A 14,970-nucleotide genomic window follows, 5' to 3' on the forward strand; every position below is an offset into this window, starting at 1 on the left:
TGGCCGAAAGGCCGTGGAAGTTCGAGTCTTCTCGACCGCACCATCGAAAACAGGAAGCGGCGCTTCAGGACAGTCCGGAAGGGACTGTCCCGCGCTTCGATCGGCTCGGCCCTTGGGCGGGCTGATGGGTTGAACTATGGTTTCGCCGCCGCCACCCCGGCGGCCGCGATCGCCGGCAAGCCCGTCACATGCACTGCGCCAAGCCTGACAATCGCCTTGTCGGCGGTGATCATCGCCTGGATGTTGAGGTCGGCCGAGATCTTGGCCGCGGCGGCAGACGCTTTTGCAACACGCACCGAATAATGTCCGTAAGGGACCCGTTCGAACAGGAAAAACCCGTCGAAGTCGCTGAGCGCGGTAGCGACAACCTTGCCCCCGGTGTCGACGAGCTCGAGGCTGAGGCCTTCGAAGCCAACGCCGCCGCTCTTGACGACGGCGCCCTCGACATCGCCGCCACCGACCAGTCCGATCTCGACATCGGCGGCGACACCGGGCCGCGGCACGACGACCTGGAGCGCTTTCTTCGGCACCAGCATTGGATCGTCGAGGCTAGTCTCGTCGACTCCGACGGTCACCGGAACGAAGGCGCTCAGTCCGGCGACGGTCACCGCGCCGCTGGCGTCGGTCGGCTGGTCAGCCTGGCGCGTGCCGGTGGTGATCACCGCTCCCTTCTCGACGGGCTCCGAAGGGTCGCGGATGCCATTGTCGTTGAGGTCGCGATAGACCAGCGCGTGGACAATGCCGGCCTGCGCCATCGGGCGCCGCGACAATGCGAGGCCATGCGCCGGATCGAGTGAGAAGTTCAGATTTACGCCGAAGGCCAGCGAACCGTCGGTGGCCGCCTCGCCGGTCAGCGCGACCGCCATGGTCCGGAAGCGGCGGACATAGGTCACCCCGGTCCGCGCGCGATGCTGATCGCCGTCGTATGCGAGCGTGCCTTCCCAATCGGCATTCTCCGAGGCGGACCAGTAAGCGGTGAGCTCCGCCACGCGGAAGCGGGCGGCAGGCGACAGGTCGAAACTGGTCTCGCCGCGGATGCGGATGTCGCCGACATGGCCGCTGCCGATGAAGTCGAGGTTGAGCTCGCCAGGCGGGGTTTGCCCGTCGCGGATATATTGCTGAGTGTAGGTGACGCCTGCGGCGAGGTTGAAGCGGTCAATGCTGGCCGACAGCCGCGCCGCGGCCTCGACCTGCGTTGTCCCATCCATCAGGTCGGTGACATGTGCCTCGACATGCGCCGGTACGATCGTTCGACCGATAGCAACCGGCGCATCGAGCGCCACGACGCCGTCACGAATGCTCTGCGGGCGACCGCCCTGCAAATGAAAGTCGTCCGCAACAAGTGCCGATGCACTCACGTTCACAGGCCCGAACTTGCCGAGCAGCTGCGCCTGGGCGGCCGATCCGCCCCTCGCTTCGCGAGCGCTCGAAACCTGGATCATCGCCGGGCCGATAGAGCGTCGGACGCGGCCTTCGACGACGGTGACCCGCTCGTCGTCGATCAGCATCGTACGCGCGAGTGCACCGACGGACGTCCTGTCGTCGATGCCATGTTCAAGCGAGACTGTCGCCTGGGCCCGGGGCTCGACGGTCCCATCCGGCGGCTTCTGGATCGTGAGGAGGTCTCGGCCCGGCTCGTTGAAGCCAGCCCAGTACCAGGTCTGGCCCCTCGGGACATTGTCCTGGCCGACGTTGATCAACTCCTCGCGGGTCTTCACCTGTCCCTGCGGGCCGTACAGCATGATGCTGATATGGTTGATCCCGTAAAGCAGCTGTACGCCATCGAACACATAGCGCTGTGATCCGTCGGACTTCGCGAAGCCGAGCAATTCGCCGTTGCGATAGATCTCGGCTTCCCAGCCGATCGGCAGGTCGCCTTCGAAGCGGGTGCGGTCGAAGGCCGACTGTGTGATCAGTGGCCGATTGGTGACGACCGCACCGCGACCGTTGGCGGAGGATCCCGTGAGCGGGCTGTCGAAGCCTTGCACATCGCCCACACCGAAATGTGTTGCATGCAGTGGACCGAGAAGGCCGGCGTCAGGGTCCGAGCGATAGGCGCGGACTCGAATGCTGTCGGGCACGCCCTTGTTCGTAGTCGTCAACTGTGCATCGTAGGACAAGTGGGCGATCTCGCCGGCGGCATAGACGGATGCCTCGCGGTCGACTCGAATGCCATCACTGGCCCGATAAGTGGCGCCGGCGCTAACGACGAAATCGAGCGCCGGAGCACGCCACATGCGATAGGGCACGCGAACCTGCGGCAACGCGCTGAGGTCGAAATTTGCCGGCTTGATGCTCTTGGCCCGAATCTGGCGCTCCATCGCCAACTCGACCGGCAACTTGGCGTCGGATTCGAGCAGAAGCACCGAACCGGACGTGACGGGATTGACGCCGATCCCGAACCAACGGGACAGTGCAGTGGTCTGGACGCACCAGCCGTCCGGCGTTTCGCGGATCGTGCCTGGAGCGATCGTGTCCGTCACTCCGCCGTGGGTCGCGGTCCTCGCGGCCGTGTCGATATCGATCCGGTTGCTTTCCTTGAAGGCCCAGCCGGTGGCCTTTCTTGCCTTGAGATCGATCGCGACCGGGACGTCGAGGGCGGTAATGAAGTCGCCTAAGACGACACAGGTGCCCTCCGGCGTGTTGTACGCGCGAACCCCCTCACCGAGCTTGAGCTGGCGAATGTCGACATCGAGCAGGAACTGATCGTCGGGATCGGCCGACCAAGGCTTGGCCGGAGCTGAGGCGGCGGCGGATGGAATAGCCGAGACCGTGGACGCGGAGATGCCGCCGGCGCAGAGCGCCAGCAGCATAACCGCCTTGCGCAGCCAGTCGCGGCCGCCGGGCACTGGTGGAACCTCCCGTTCCCTTCGCTCTCCTAGCGGAGCACCGCGTCGGTCTGGGCAAGGACGTGGGATCCATCGTCAAAGGTTTCGACGTACTGGACCGTAACCGGCCCGCGCGGGTCGCCCTGAAAGGCTCCGTCGAGCGGCACGGAAAGATGACGGACGCCGACTTCCTTGTAGACGGCGACGGCTTTCTGGATCGCGATCGGATCCTTGACGCCTGCCTTCAGCACCTTGACGTCGCCGAAGGTCGAGCGCGCGCCCGACCGGCTAAGGTCGAGGTCGACGACCGGCTTGCCCTGCACCTTGTCGAAACGGACGTTGGCGATTCCGGCAGTCGCCTGAAGATTGCCGAGCCGGACGATGACCGGGATGGTCACGCCGTAAACGGGGATCAGCTGGAAATGGACGCCCTTGCCGCTGCCGTCGGAATTGGCAGGCGTCGGAGCAACGGGCGTCGCCGGCGGAATCGCGCGGAACAGCATGTGGACGCGATACTCGCCGTCGGCAAGGCCCGCGGGAGCGCGCGCGGCAATTCGGATCGACTGGGGCTGGTGCGGAGCGAGAGTGACTCGGCGCGGCGCATAGACGATCATGTCCTCGGCGGCCTTATCGTCGGCGGTCGGCTCGGTGACGTCGACCAAATTGCCGTCCTCCGTCATGCGGCGGAACTCGACCGAGACGCGGTAGGTGGCTGGCTCGTCCCCGATATTATTGAGGATGACCTCGGCACCCTTGCGCCCATCGAGAACGATCCGCGTCGGGGCGACGAGCAAGTCGCCGATGCCCGCCGCCGCCGGCGTGGCCGCGGCGAGCAGCGGCGCCGCGACAATAGTGCCGATGGCCGAATGCAGAGACAATTTCATGATCGCGAGCCCCCAGTCAGGTCCTTGTTTCGAAGGGCTCAGTCTTTGATCCGGAATGGTTTATTTTCGGTCAACCATGACCATGAAATTCGCGGATTTCAGCGGCGCAGCGCGTGATCGGATCAATTGTAATCCACCGTGACGTTGAACGTCCCGCTGTACGTGCCGGCCGCGGTCGTGGAATTGAGCGTGATCGAGCCGCCAAGGCTGAAGGTCGACCCGGGCTGGCCGGAATTGGTCAACGTCAGCGACCCTGGGCTGTCGACGACCAGCGTCAGCGTCTTGGTCGAATCGCTCTGATTGGTGAGCGTGACGCTGGGCGCGTTGATCGTGATCACCTGCTTGTTGGTGCCGATGACGTTGTACTGCGCGACCTTGGTGGCGCCAGTGCACGTAACGTTGGTGTTCGTGCAGGTGAGAACGCCGGCCTGGCTGATCGCGATCCTGGCGCCGCTCCAGGTGCCCGGCCCGAGCGTGAGAGTGCCGAGGTCAAGGTCCGAAATCCAGGTCAGCGTGACCGGCTTGACGATCGTCGCTGAGACGGTTGCCGTCGGCGTGACCGCACGCGCGGGTCCGGCCGCGGCCAGGGCCACGGCGATTGCTCCGACCGTTCGCAAGCCCTTCCGGGCGACAGGACGCAAGACTCTCCTCCCGCGGCGGGATGGTTTTGAGCCTGCGGATTAGCTCCGGAATGGTTTAGTTTCCGTCAACCATCGCTGTTGACGCCTGACTTGGCCGCCGGCGACGCGCACAAGAAAGGGGCCGCCGTTGCCGGCGACCCCCTCCCCGTGGACCCGGCCGAAGCCGGGACGCCCCACTTACAATCAATAGTTGACGGTGACGGCGAAGGTGCCGGTGTACGTTCCGTCGGGCGTGTTGGACGCAACCGTGACGCTGCCGCCGATGTCCAGCGGCGTCGGATTGGTCCCCGAGTTCGCCAGGGTGACCGTCTTCGGCGCATCGACCGCCAGGGTCAGCGTCTTCGTGGTATCGTTCTGGTCCGTCAGCGTGACGTTCGGAGCAGTCACCGTGACCACCTGGTTGTTGGTGCCGGTGATATTGTACTCCGCGTTCTTCGTCGTTCCGGAGCAGGTGACGTTGCTGTCCGTGCAGCTGAAGACGCCGGCCTTGTCGATGCCGACAACCGCGCCGCTCCAGCTATTGGCACCCGAAAGCACGATCGTGCCGAGGTCGAGGTCACGCACCCACGTGAGGGTCAGCGGCTTGACGATCCGGGCGGTGGCCTTCGCCTGCGAATCCGGCTGGACAATCGTCGGCCCCGTCACGGCCATAGCCGGCGTCGCCGTCAGGGCGAGCGCCGCAACCGTCGCCGCCAGCGACGTCATGCGAAAGAAATTGGTCATCTGGTCTATCCCCACAAGTTTCGAACGTTTGGCGGCTGGCCGATCGCGGTCACCCGTGGCGATCCCATTAACCCTGCCCGCTTACGGCTTCCCTCAAAGGGATGGTTACGACGGCGTTAGGATTGTCGCCGTTCCGGAGCAGGCTGGCTCATAGATATTCGGCGGTGATGAGGAGGTCGCCGCGATACTGGCCTTCCGCGTCGCCAGTGACGCGTAGCCGCCCGCCGAATCGGAAAGTCAGCGTGCCCGTCGAGTCGAGCCGCGGGAGGGACGGCAGGTCGGTGACCACCTCGTCGAAACTGATCTCTCCGCCTCCCAGCGAGTGAAGAAGGATGCGGGCAGGCATATCGACGCGGATCGCCCGGCCGGCCTGGCCGTGGAGCACGACGGTGCCGACCATCGCCCGATGGCTGACGTCGGCGACAGCGCCGTCATTCTCGGTCGACCCGTCCGGCCGGATGGTCGCGGTTCCGCCGCCTCGCCCGTCGACGACCAGCTGGTCGAAGTTGAGACTCGTTTCCACGTCGAGGGCGACCTTGTCGCCGCCCCGTGTCTCCTCGGACACGGTAGTCGGCGTCGAGCACAACCGGCATTGCGCGGATGCCGTGCCCGCGTCCGAAAGGCAGGCGAGCGCGGTCGAAAGCGCGAGGATGGCTGGCCGGACCATACCGCCGGATCTATTGGGCAGGAGCTAAAACAGGGTTAATGCGCGGCTAACATCCGCAAGCGCAGGACTAGCCCATGGACAAAGTCGACCGAAGCGACGCCGAATGGCGCGCGAACCTCACGCCCGAGCAATATCGCATCCTTCGCCAGGGCGGCACCGAGCCGCCGGGCAGCGGGGCGCTTCTCCACGTGAAGGACAAGGGAGAGTTCCGCTGCGCCGGCTGCGGCGAGCCCCTGTTCTCGACCGACACCAAATATGAGAGCGGTAGCGGCTGGCCCAGCTTCACTGCGCCCAAATCCGGTGAGGCGGTCAAGGAACTCACGGATTCGAGCCACGGCATGGTCCGCACCGAAGTGCGGTGTGCCCGTTGCGAAGGGCACCTCGGACATGTCTTCCCGGACGGCCCGGGACCCGAGGGGCTGCGCTATTGTATCAATTCGGGCGCTCTGGAGTTCGACAAGAGGGATGACGACTAGGTTACGGCTATTGTCCCGCCGCCGCGGACTTTCTATCCACCGTAACACATGGCCCGAACGCCCTCCGCACGCGCACCCGCAGGGGGCTCGATCTTCGTGTCGATCCTCAAGTGGCTAGCCTATTCGGCGCTGGTCGCGCTGCTTGCGCTGGTGGTCGCGGTCGCGGTCGCGACCTCCTACCTGCCGAGCTATTCCGAGCTAACCAAGCGCTCCGACCTTGGCCAGATGATCCGCGTCCGCGCGGCCAACGGCCAGGTGCTGGTGCAGATGGGCCCGAGCTTCGGCCAATGGCTGTCCTACGACCAAATTCCGCCCGAAATGCGCGCGGCCATGATCTCGACCGAGGATCGCCGCTTCCGTAGCCATATCGGCGTCGACCCGCTTGGCATCGGCCGCGCGATCCTCTCGGCGGTGACGACGGGCCACAGGGTCAGCGCGACCTCGACGATCACGCAGCAGCTCGCGCGTAACATTTTCCTCACCAACAACCGCAACTTCGGGCGCAAGATCAAGGAAGGTATCCTCGCGCTCGCGCTGGAGCGGAAGTTCAGCAAGAATCAGATCCTCGAGCTCTACCTCAATCGCGTCTATTTTGGCGGCGGTGCCTATGGCATCGACGCGGCGTCACGCCGTTTCTTCGGCCATGGCGCCGACCATCTCAGCCTCGGCGAAGCCGCGATCATCGCCGGCCTGGTGAAGGCGCCTTCCAATTATTCGCCGACTGCCGATGTCGAAGCGGCTCGCGACCGCTCGGGCGTGGTGCTTCAAACGATGGCCAAAAACGGCTTCATCAACGAGGCGGAGGCCAGCGCCGTGAACCCGGCCGAGATCCGCATCCAGCCGACCACGCGCCAGAACAGCGTGCGCTATTTCACCGATTGGGCGCTTCCCCAGCTCGACACGCTGATCGACCAGACCCAGGACCCGATCGACGTCTGGACGACGCTCGATCCCGGGATGCAGACCGCGGCCGACAAGGCGATTGCGGCCAATGCGCCGGACGGAGCGCAGGGCGCGCTGGTGGCGATGGACCGCGACGGCGCAGTCCGGGCGATGGTCGGCGGCAAGGATTATATCAACTCGATCTACAACCGCGCGACCCAGGCGACCCGTCAACCCGGCTCAGCGTTCAAGCTGTTCGTTTATCTGACAGCGCTGGAAGCGGGGATGAAGCCAACCGACACGATCGTCGATTCGCCGGTCACGATCGACGGCTGGAGCCCGCGCAACTCGGAGCGCGAGAACCTTGGACCGGTAAGCCTGCGCGAAGCCTTCTCCCGGTCCATCAACACGGTCAGCGCGAAGATCGGCCAGCAGGTCGGCTTCGGGGCGATCGCCGACATGGCCCGGCGCTTCGGCCTGACGACGCCGATTTCGACCTATCCGGCGATGGTGCTGGGCAGCAGCGACGTCCGGTTGATCGAGATGACCCGCGCTTTCGCCTCGGTGAACAACAAGGGTGTCGCCGTCACGCCCTATGCGATCCGCAAGGTCGTCACTGCCGACGGACGCCTTCTTTACCAACATGAGCAATCCGAGGATCGGGTGCTGGTCGCGCCGTGGATCGCGGCCGAGATGACCGACCTCCTGCAGTCTGCGGTGCTGAGCGGCACAGGACGCGCCGCTCAGATCGGGCGACCCGTCGCCGGCAAGACGGGCACCACCACGTCGAACAAGGATGGCTGGTTCATCGGCTTCTCGAGCGGGCTGACGACCGGCGTGTGGATGGGCCGCGACGATGCGCGGCCAATTGCCGGGCTTCAGGGCGGAACAGCGCCGGCCCGCGCCTTCCATGACTTCATGAGCGTCGCCGTCGCCAACCGGCCGGTCGAGCAGTTCCAGACGCAAGTGCCGATGCCCGACTGGCAGCTCACACCGGAAGAGGAGCTGTTCGGCGACCAGGCCATGGACCAGAACAGCGCAGATGCGCCGATGGTCGACGAAAACGGCAATCCGGTCGCTCGGCCGGCACCCGACGACAATGGCGGTCCGCCGCCGATGATCCGTCCGGACGGGACCGGAGATCCGAGCCAGCAGGACCTCGATCAGGCCTTCCCGCCAGCGCCGCAGCAGCGCCAGCCGCGGCAGCCGCAGCCTGCCTACCCGGACCAAGACCAGCAGCCGCCGGCGGAGGGCTCAGCGCCTCCGTCCGAACAGCCGGAGACGAGCGCCTACTCTACGTAGTTCAGCCTTGGCTTCAGCGAGCCCGGGACCGAAAAGGGATGCCTCAAGCCGTTTGAACTCCGACCCGTGATCGAGGTGCCGCAAGTGCGCGACCTCATGGGCGACGACGTAGCGGCGCACCTCGGGCGGAGCGAGAATCAACCGCCAACTGAGGCGAATGCGGCGCTCCGACGAGCAGCTCCCCCAACGCGATCCCGCATCGCCGATCCTGACGCTGCGGGGCGTCACCCCGGCTTTGAGCGCATAATGGGCGACATCGGCCGCCATGAGCTCCAGCGCCGAGCGTCTCAGCCAGCCTTCGATGCGACGCTCGAAGCCGGCCTCAGTCCCGCCGCAGCGCAGCTCATCGCCCGTTCGGAACGGCGTGCGTGGCGCATCAGCCTTCCAGACGAGGCGCACCTCCTCGCCGCACAAGGGAATAGCGGCGCCGGGAACGAACGGACGCAGCGGCTCGGCCCGGCGCAGCTGCTCATCGATCCAGTCTCGTTGGTCGATGGCCCAGCTCAGCGCTCGGCGGCGGCTCATCGCGGCCGGACAGGTCAATTTCAGGAGGCCGCGCGCCTCGTCGTAGCGAAGGCGCATTCGGCGCGCGGTGCGAAGCGGTTGGATTTCGATCGGCACGGGCAAGTCGCCTGCCGGGACCAGCAGGTCAGAGCGGGCGATCGACGACATGCCACTCCAGATCGCCGGCGTCCTCTTCGCTGACCGTCCAGCCGCGGGTCGACTGCCCGGCTTCGTGCACCGTTTCACGGCTTCCGGAAATCAAATAATGCCATCCCGGCAGCGGCTCGCCTGCCGCGCGCAGGCGATAGGCGCACGTCTCGGGCAGCCAATCGAGGCCGGTCACCGACTTGCGGTCGAGCTTCACGCAGTCGGCGACCTGAAGCTTGCGCCGCTTGTAGTCGAGGCATCGTCCGTTGCGGCGGTCGAGCAGCTTGCAGGCGACATTGGTCGCATAAAGCAGGCCGGTCTCCTCATCCTCGATCTTGTGGATGCAGCAGCGGCCGCAACCATCGCACAGGGCTTCCCACTCCCCGGCGTCGAGCGCGGCGAGCGGCTTTTCCCAGAAGCGCGGATCGGCGGCATTGACGCGAGCATTCATGACAGCGCCACCCTTGCTCTGCTATTGAGCGACGATCAAGCGTGCAGCCTGGGGCTAAGTCCATGAAGTCTTTGATATTCGCATTGGCCGGCCTTTGCCTGCTGCCGGCATCGCCGCTGCTCGCGCAATCGACGGGGTACGAAGGCCAGAACTTCGTCGATGCCGTGCGCAGCCACGACGGCGACAAGGCGCTGCAATTGTTCAACTCCTCGGGGCGCGGGATTGTCGACGCGCGAGACGCCAAGGGCGACACGGCGCTGGTCGTCGCCGTCTCCAGCAGCGACGAGCAGTTCACGGCCTTTCTTTTGCAGAACGGCGCCGATCCCAATCTTGGCGGGAGAGGCGGCGACACGCCCCTGATCGCGGCGGCGCGGGTCGGCTATGCCGACGCCATCGGCTGGCTGCTCGGCAAGGGTGCGCGGGTGGACGGCACCAATCGGATGGGCGAGACCCCCCTCATCGTCGCCGTACAGCAACATGAGCCCCGGATTGCGCGGATACTGCTCGACGCCGGCGCCAATCCGGACAGGACGGACTCGGCCGCCGGCTATTCGGCACGCGATTATGCAGCACGCGACGCTCACTCACGCGACATCCTGCAGATGATCCAGCAGAAGATGCCGAAAAGCGGAAGCTAGCGTCCTTCGCCCAGCGTCGGATCGATCTGAGCGGCCAGCCGGCGCGCGGCGCGGCGAGCGAAATGCAACAGCTCGGCCTTGCGGCGTGCAGGCGACATCGGTCGATGGGCGGCCGATCGGACGATCGCGGCGTCATAGCGGTCGGCGACGATGAGTCCGGCTTCTCCAGGCAGATAGCGCTCCTCGTCGCATATCGCGGCGAGTGTCGCGGGGACGGCCCAGTAGAAGCGGTCGCAATAGTCCAGATAATCCCGCCACTTGCCGTCTCCGACCAAGTCGGATTTCGCGACCTTGATCTCGACGATGGTCAGGCTGCCCTTGCCGTCGATCGCCATGAGATCGGCGCGGCGGCCGTTCGGCAGCGGCACCTCGCAGATTGCGAACAGATCCTGCCGGCATAGCAGCCGAGTGACACCCCGCGCGACGTCGGCCGCAATCGGCGGTGAATCGGTGAAGCAGGAGGACTCGAGCTGGGTCGCCATGACCGAGCGATAGAACATCGAGAGAACGCCGCCAATCAGGTGCGCGCGCAAAGCTTGCGAATATCAAAACACGGAGCGGGGCCGCGTTGCGGCGGCCCCGCTCGCCCACCCGCTTCGGATTAGCGATAGAAGATGTGGTTGCCGATCGCCGCGACGCGCTTCAGGTGCCAACCGGGCGAGACGTACCGCGCATGAAAGAAGAGCGCATTGCCGACCGCCGACTCCTGCAACCGCTGGTCGACAATCTTGGCGATCGCGACGGCCGTCTGCCACTGACGGCTGGCGTGCGACACCACAGGCAGCGAGCGCCCGTGGATGAAGGAAAACTGGCCCCGCTGGAACAGGACGCCGCAATAGGATGGCGGAAAGCGGCCACCCGAGGCGGCGCGATTGGCCATCACCCGGCCGACGGCAAGCTGGCCGGCCAGCGGCTCGCTCTTGGATTCGAAATAGACCCCAGTCGCGAGACATTCGAGTTCGTGGCTGCCGGCGTCGGCGGCGCGAAGCTCGGCGACTTCCGACTGCAGGTCGCCCGACGGGGAGACAGCGCGCTCGACCGCCCTGCTGAAATTGGTGCTAGTCGCGGGAACTTCCGTCGTGGCCGGAGCGGCCGGGGAAGCAGGCGTGACCGCCTGCGAGTCGCCGCCGGACAGCTGCGGCTTGCCGTCGAGATCGAGAACATCGGGCGTCGCAACCTGCGGCAGGACCGCCTGCGTCACGGCGGCCGCTGGGCTGCTGGATTCACCGGCAAGAGCCGGAGTCACCGAGCCCGCGCAGAGCGCGAGGCAAACAAGCACCGACGATCGAAGTGAAATGAACATGAAATCCGCAAAACATGCGGTGAATCACAATAATTTAGGGCAGAAATAACACTGCGGACTTGCCGCTCGCGCCCCTTGTGATTCCCCGTCTCGCGTGGCATCTCGCCGGTGTTTTCCGGCCGGAAATGCCCCCCGCTCTTCTTGTTGGACAGGCTTTCCGACCGATGAACCGGGCGGTCAACCTGACGCGGTCGTTTCAGCGATGAACCGTTCGGGTGCCGCGATGTCCAGTTCGATCGCCCACGAATCCGGGTCGAACCGAGCCCGCCTTGCGAGGAAATCGACCACTTCCGCGGAACCCGCCGATTCGGCGGGACCGCACGCGCGCCACGCGTAGGTCCCATCGAGGTTAAGGACTCGCTCGAGACAGCCGACATGACGGCCCCGGCTTGTGACTATGAGGAGCAGCGCGCCGCTGTGCGGGTCGCCTTTGCGCAGGACAGTTGCGAAGTCACCAGCGGCCTGCACCCGGCGCACCAGACTGGCTGCCTCGAGGCCGGCGGGCAGCCGATCGCCGGTCATCGCCGATCAGGCGGCGTCGCGCTCATCCGCCCCGATCAGTACGGCTGCCAGCGCATCGCGGCTGCGCGCGCCACGCATCTTCTCCAGTGTCGGAACATTGCGGGTGACGCGGCTTATTGCGGCGAGGGCCTTCAAATGGTCCCCGCCGGCGTCGGCTGGAGACAGGAGCAGGAAGACAAGGTCCACGGGCCGCCCGTCAATCGCCTTGTAGTCGATCGGCTCTGCGAGCCGAGCGAAAAGGCCATAGATCCGGCCGAGCGATTCTATCTTGCCGTGGGGAATGGCGACACCCTGGCCGAATCCTGTCGAGCCGACCTGTTCCCGCTCGCTGACACTGGCCTGGATTTCGGCGGCATCGACTCCGATCCGCTGGGCGGCAAGGTTCGAAAGCTGCTGCAGCAAGGACCGCTTGTTGCCGGCAGACAGCCGGGTCGTGATCGCGTCAAAATCGAGGATGTCGGACAGCTGCATGCGGCCTGCGCGTCATTCGCCCTGCGGCTCGACCCAGCCGATGTTGCCGTCCTCGCGCCGGTAGATCATGTTGAATGCGCCGGTTGCGCTGTTCCGGAACATGAGGGCACCGGTATTTCGCAGGTCCATCAGCATAACCGCGTCGGAAACGCTCGATTCGGGGATGTCCACACGGGTTTCGGCGACGATGGTCGGAGCCGGCGCCTCGTCCTGGTCTCCGCCGTCTGCCGGTCCGGAAAAGACGGTGTAGCCGGCGTTCTCGACATAAGGCACGGTGTCATCGCCGCTGCCATTGTTATGCTCACGCAGGCGCTTGGTATAGCGCCTGAGCTGCTTCTCGATGCGATCGGCGGCGCCGTTGAACGCGATCTGGGGCTCGCGTCCGTCGTATGTCGCCTTCAGGACGATGCCACGGCCCACCGGCGCGAGGATGTCGCAGGTATAGTCATTGTTGGGTCCGCGACCGAAGGTGACGTTGGCTCCAATGCCGCGCGCGAAGTACTTTTCGCTGATGTCCGCCATGCGGGTCGCCGCGTGATCACGCAGCGACTCGCTCGTATCGACCTGGTGCCCAGAGACCCGAACGTCCACTCTTGCCGCCTCCCGTACTTGCGGCGGGCGCTTAGGACCGCCTCCGAAGCGCCGTCAACCGGAGCTCAGGCGAAACGCGACCAGAGCGGGTTGACGAGCTTCTCAATAAACGCCCGGTGGCGATTGAGTTCCTCGACGAGTGGAGCATGGGGACGCGGCTCGCGACGTTCTCGGACCTTCACGGACGATGCCGAAGCTGCAACATCCAGCGACTGCATGTCGGCGACAAGTCCGAGGCCGATCTGCCGGCCGCCGGTAAGCTCGACATAGACCTGAGCAAGGAGCTGCGCGTCGAGCAGTGCGCCGTGCTTGATGCGCTGACTCCGGTCGATGCCGAACCGCATGCACAAGGCGTCGAGGCTGTGCTTGGCCCCCGGATGGCGAGAACGAGCGAGGCTCAGCGTGTCGACCATCCGGCTCGTGCACACGCTCGGGCGCCCGCACAGGCCGAGTTCGTGGTTGAGGAAACCGAAGTCGAAGCCAGCGTTGTGGGCAACCAGCGGCGAATCCGCGATGAAATCGAGAAGCGCTTCGACCAGCTCCGGGAATCGCGGCTTGTCCGAGAGGAAGATGGTCGACAGGCCGTGGACCGCCTCCGCTTCGGACGGCATCGACCGGTCCGGGTTGAAATAAGCGTGGAAATGCCGCCCGGTCTCGACACGGTTGACGATTTCGACGCAGCCGATCTCGACCATGCGGTCGCCTCCGGCCGGGCTCAGGCCTGTGGTCTCGGTGTCGAAGACGATCTCCCGCATGCCGATATTATCGATCCGCGCGGACTCCGAGACAAGCAAGAACATCGGCCACCCGGGCTTCGGTTGTGGATAGATCCCCGCTGGTGTCGATCACGAAATCGGCGCGCGCGCGCTTGGCTCGGTCCGGCATCTGGCGAGCGAGGATCGCGTCCAACTTCGCCGGGGTCATGCCCGGCCGCGCAAGCACCCGCGAGCGCTGAACCTCGGCGGGAGCGGACACGACGATGATCTTGTCGAAAGCATGCTCGCCATGCGTTTCGAATAACAAGGGGATGTCGAACAGCAGCGCCGGCGCACCCTGGTGAGCAAGGAGGAAGCGGGCTCGGGCCGCGTGGACGGCAGGATGGACGATCGCCTCGAGTACGACGAGCTCCTCCGGCCGACCGAGAACCTGGGCGGCAAGCGCATCGCGGTCGAGCGCACCGGCCGTGACGGTGCCTGGAAAACGCTCTCCGATCGCAGCGATCAGTTCCGGGTTTTCGGCCTGCATCCGGCGAACCTCGGCGTCGGCGTCGAACAGGGGAATGCCGGCGCGCGCGAACATCGCAGCCACGGTCGACTTGCCCATGCCGATAGAGCCGGTGAGCGCGAGCGTTATCATGACGGCAACAATCCGCGTTCCCGCAAGGCGCCGAGCAGGGAAAGCAGTGGCATTCCGAGGATCGTGAAATGACTGCCTGCGATCGACGAGAACAGCTGCACCCCGCGCGCCTCCATCCGGAATACGCCGACGCAATATCCGACCTCCGGCCATTCGGCATCGAGATAATCGGCAATGAAAGCATCGCTCAGCGGTCGAACCCGGAGCTCTGAACTCTCGACGTGACGCCAGTCGACCGAGCCTCCTCGTGCGAGTGCCACAGCACTGGTCAGCCGCATTGCCTTGCCCGAAAAGAAACGCAGATGGTCCGCCGCCTGGCCGCGGTTCGCTGGCTTGTCGAACAGCCGATCGCCGACGCTGACGACACTGTCGCTGCCGATGACCCAATCGCCCTGCTGCCGGACGCTGACCGCCAGTGCCTTCGTCGCCGCTAGCTCCGTGGCTATGACCTCCGCGCCGGCGAAACGCTGCTTCACGGCATCCTCTTCGACCTCGGGCCGAACGATACGGTGCGAAACCCCGGCCGCCTCGAGCATCGTGTGGCGAATCTCACTTCCGGAGGCGAGGATCAGGCCCAATCGAAC

18 protein-coding genes are annotated in these 14,970 nt (G+C 65.5%); 3 read left to right on the top strand and 15 right to left on the bottom strand.

Annotated features, from left to right (window positions below):
- Positions 1 to 134 precede the first annotated feature (134 nt).
- The 5 genes from JOZ79_RS04065 to JOZ79_RS04085 form a co-directional block, all read right to left on the bottom strand.
- The gene (locus tag JOZ79_RS04065) at positions 135 to 2,849 is read right to left on the bottom strand and encodes a carboxypeptidase-like regulatory domain-containing protein (RefSeq protein ID WP_294070964.1); all 2,715 of its coding nucleotides are present in this window, start codon (positions 2,847 to 2,849) and stop codon (positions 135 to 137) included.
- A gap of 29 nt (positions 2,850 to 2,878) precedes the next feature.
- Positions 2,879 to 3,712, bottom strand: coding sequence for a fimbria/pilus periplasmic chaperone (locus JOZ79_RS04070; protein ID WP_294070967.1), 834 nt, complete (start codon positions 3,710 to 3,712; stop codon positions 2,879 to 2,881).
- A 122-nt stretch (positions 3,713 to 3,834) separates the two neighbouring features.
- Positions 3,835 to 4,305 carry a DUF4402 domain-containing protein gene (locus JOZ79_RS04075; protein ID WP_294070970.1) on the bottom strand — a complete coding sequence of 157 codons (471 nt, stop codon included), beginning with the start codon at positions 4,303 to 4,305 and terminating at the stop codon, positions 3,835 to 3,837.
- A gap of 231 nt (positions 4,306 to 4,536) precedes the next feature.
- The gene (locus tag JOZ79_RS04080; protein ID WP_294070973.1) at positions 4,537 to 5,076 is read right to left on the bottom strand and encodes a DUF4402 domain-containing protein; all 540 of its coding nucleotides are present in this window, start codon (positions 5,074 to 5,076) and stop codon (positions 4,537 to 4,539) included.
- Positions 5,077 to 5,224: 148 nt separating this feature from the next.
- Positions 5,225 to 5,743 (bottom strand): DUF4402 domain-containing protein, encoded by a 519-nt coding sequence (locus JOZ79_RS04085; protein ID WP_294070976.1) that lies wholly within the window; start codon positions 5,741 to 5,743, stop codon positions 5,225 to 5,227.
- A gap of 74 nt (positions 5,744 to 5,817) precedes the next feature.
- Between JOZ79_RS04085 and msrB the strand changes: the two genes are divergently transcribed.
- Positions 5,818 to 6,219, top strand: a complete 402-nt coding sequence (gene msrB, locus JOZ79_RS04090; RefSeq protein ID WP_294070979.1) for a peptide-methionine (R)-S-oxide reductase MsrB — start codon at positions 5,818 to 5,820, stop codon at positions 6,217 to 6,219.
- A gap of 48 nt (positions 6,220 to 6,267) precedes the next feature.
- Positions 6,268 to 8,403: a PBP1A family penicillin-binding protein gene (locus JOZ79_RS04095; RefSeq protein WP_294070982.1), complete on the top strand. Its 2,136-nt coding sequence runs from the start codon at positions 6,268 to 6,270 to the stop codon at positions 8,401 to 8,403.
- Here JOZ79_RS04095 and JOZ79_RS04100 read toward each other — a convergent pair.
- The gene (locus JOZ79_RS04100; RefSeq protein WP_294070985.1) at positions 8,356 to 9,075 is read right to left on the bottom strand and encodes a SprT family zinc-dependent metalloprotease; all 720 of its coding nucleotides are present in this window, start codon (positions 9,073 to 9,075) and stop codon (positions 8,356 to 8,358) included. The genes JOZ79_RS04095 and JOZ79_RS04100 overlap by 48 nt on opposite strands.
- Positions 9,053 to 9,505 carry a YcgN family cysteine cluster protein gene (locus JOZ79_RS04105; protein WP_294070988.1) on the bottom strand — a complete coding sequence of 151 codons (453 nt, stop codon included), beginning with the start codon at positions 9,503 to 9,505 and terminating at the stop codon, positions 9,053 to 9,055. The genes JOZ79_RS04100 and JOZ79_RS04105 overlap by 23 nt, the downstream gene beginning before the upstream one ends.
- 62 nt (positions 9,506 to 9,567) lie before the next feature.
- Here JOZ79_RS04105 and JOZ79_RS04110 point away from each other — a divergent pair, with 62 nt between their 5' ends.
- On the top strand, positions 9,568 to 10,143 hold the full coding sequence (locus JOZ79_RS04110) for an ankyrin repeat domain-containing protein (protein ID WP_294070991.1): 576 nt from the start codon (positions 9,568 to 9,570) through the stop codon (positions 10,141 to 10,143).
- Here the strand turns inward: JOZ79_RS04110 and JOZ79_RS04115 are convergent.
- From JOZ79_RS04115 to JOZ79_RS04150, 8 genes are all read right to left on the bottom strand, one after another.
- Positions 10,140 to 10,625 carry an MmcB family DNA repair protein gene (locus JOZ79_RS04115; RefSeq protein WP_294071012.1) on the bottom strand — a complete coding sequence of 162 codons (486 nt, stop codon included), beginning with the start codon at positions 10,623 to 10,625 and terminating at the stop codon, positions 10,140 to 10,142. The two genes, JOZ79_RS04110 and JOZ79_RS04115, sit on opposite strands and share 4 nt — an antisense overlap.
- 119 nt (positions 10,626 to 10,744) lie before the next feature.
- Positions 10,745 to 11,446, bottom strand: coding sequence for a cell wall hydrolase (locus JOZ79_RS04120; RefSeq protein ID WP_294070994.1), 702 nt, complete (start codon positions 11,444 to 11,446; stop codon positions 10,745 to 10,747).
- Positions 11,447 to 11,623: 177 nt separating this feature from the next.
- Positions 11,624 to 11,968 carry a DUF1491 family protein gene (locus tag JOZ79_RS04125; RefSeq protein ID WP_294070997.1) on the bottom strand — a complete coding sequence of 115 codons (345 nt, stop codon included), beginning with the start codon at positions 11,966 to 11,968 and terminating at the stop codon, positions 11,624 to 11,626.
- 6 nt (positions 11,969 to 11,974) lie between these two features.
- Positions 11,975 to 12,439 carry a PTS sugar transporter subunit IIA gene (locus JOZ79_RS04130; RefSeq protein WP_294071000.1) on the bottom strand — a complete coding sequence of 155 codons (465 nt, stop codon included), beginning with the start codon at positions 12,437 to 12,439 and terminating at the stop codon, positions 11,975 to 11,977.
- A 12-nt stretch (positions 12,440 to 12,451) separates the two neighbouring features.
- Positions 12,452 to 13,030, bottom strand: coding sequence for a ribosome-associated translation inhibitor RaiA (gene raiA, locus JOZ79_RS04135; RefSeq protein WP_294071003.1), 579 nt, complete (start codon positions 13,028 to 13,030; stop codon positions 12,452 to 12,454).
- A 65-nt stretch (positions 13,031 to 13,095) separates the two neighbouring features.
- Entirely contained in the window at positions 13,096 to 13,785 is a 690-nt protein-coding gene (gene dnaQ / locus JOZ79_RS04140) for a DNA polymerase III subunit epsilon (protein WP_294071006.1), read from the bottom strand.
- 7 nt (positions 13,786 to 13,792) lie between these two features.
- A complete protein-coding gene (gene coaE / locus JOZ79_RS04145) occupies positions 13,793 to 14,386 on the bottom strand; it encodes a dephospho-CoA kinase (RefSeq protein WP_294071009.1) in 594 nt (197 codons plus the stop codon).
- On the bottom strand, positions 14,383 to 14,964 hold the full coding sequence (locus JOZ79_RS04150) for a Maf family protein (RefSeq protein WP_294071015.1): 582 nt from the start codon (positions 14,962 to 14,964) through the stop codon (positions 14,383 to 14,385). The genes coaE and JOZ79_RS04150 overlap by 4 nt, the downstream gene beginning before the upstream one ends.
- Positions 14,965 to 14,970 lie beyond the last annotated feature (6 nt).

This window comes from Sphingomonas sp. (assembly GCF_019242355.1).
Classification (GTDB): domain Bacteria; phylum Pseudomonadota; class Alphaproteobacteria; order Sphingomonadales; family Sphingomonadaceae; genus Sphingomicrobium.

Bases quoted from the DNA above. Each gene is read 5' to 3' on its own strand.
- JOZ79_RS04080 (WP_294070973.1), bottom strand. From the start codon at position 5,076: ATGACCAATTTCTTTCGCATGACGTCGCTGGCGGCGACGGTTGCGGCG.
- JOZ79_RS04110 (WP_294070991.1), top strand. From the start codon at position 9,568: ATGAAGTCTTTGATATTCGCATTGGCCGGCCTTTGCCTGCTGCCGGCA.
- JOZ79_RS04100 (WP_294070985.1), bottom strand. From the start codon at position 9,075: ATGTCGTCGATCGCCCGCTCTGACCTGCTGGTCCCGGCAGGCGACTTG.
- JOZ79_RS04105 (WP_294070988.1), bottom strand. From the start codon at position 9,505: ATGAATGCTCGCGTCAATGCCGCCGATCCGCGCTTCTGGGAAAAGCCG.
- coaE (WP_294071009.1), bottom strand. From the start codon at position 14,386: ATGATAACGCTCGCGCTCACCGGCTCTATCGGCATGGGCAAGTCGACC.
- JOZ79_RS04095 (WP_294070982.1), top strand. From the start codon at position 6,268: ATGGCCCGAACGCCCTCCGCACGCGCACCCGCAGGGGGCTCGATCTTC.
- JOZ79_RS04085 (WP_294070976.1), bottom strand. From the start codon at position 5,743: ATGGTCCGGCCAGCCATCCTCGCGCTTTCGACCGCGCTCGCCTGCCTT.
- JOZ79_RS04125 (WP_294070997.1), bottom strand. From the start codon at position 11,968: ATGACCGGCGATCGGCTGCCCGCCGGCCTCGAGGCAGCCAGTCTGGTG.
- JOZ79_RS04115 (WP_294071012.1), bottom strand. From the start codon at position 10,625: ATGGCGACCCAGCTCGAGTCCTCCTGCTTCACCGATTCACCGCCGATT.
- JOZ79_RS04120 (WP_294070994.1), bottom strand. From the start codon at position 11,446: ATGTTCATTTCACTTCGATCGTCGGTGCTTGTTTGCCTCGCGCTCTGC.
- msrB (WP_294070979.1), top strand. From the start codon at position 5,818: ATGGACAAAGTCGACCGAAGCGACGCCGAATGGCGCGCGAACCTCACG.
- JOZ79_RS04130 (WP_294071000.1), bottom strand. From the start codon at position 12,439: ATGCAGCTGTCCGACATCCTCGATTTTGACGCGATCACGACCCGGCTG.
- JOZ79_RS04070 (WP_294070967.1), bottom strand. From the start codon at position 3,712: ATGAAATTGTCTCTGCATTCGGCCATCGGCACTATTGTCGCGGCGCCG.
- dnaQ (WP_294071006.1), bottom strand. From the start codon at position 13,785: ATGCGGGAGATCGTCTTCGACACCGAGACCACAGGCCTGAGCCCGGCC.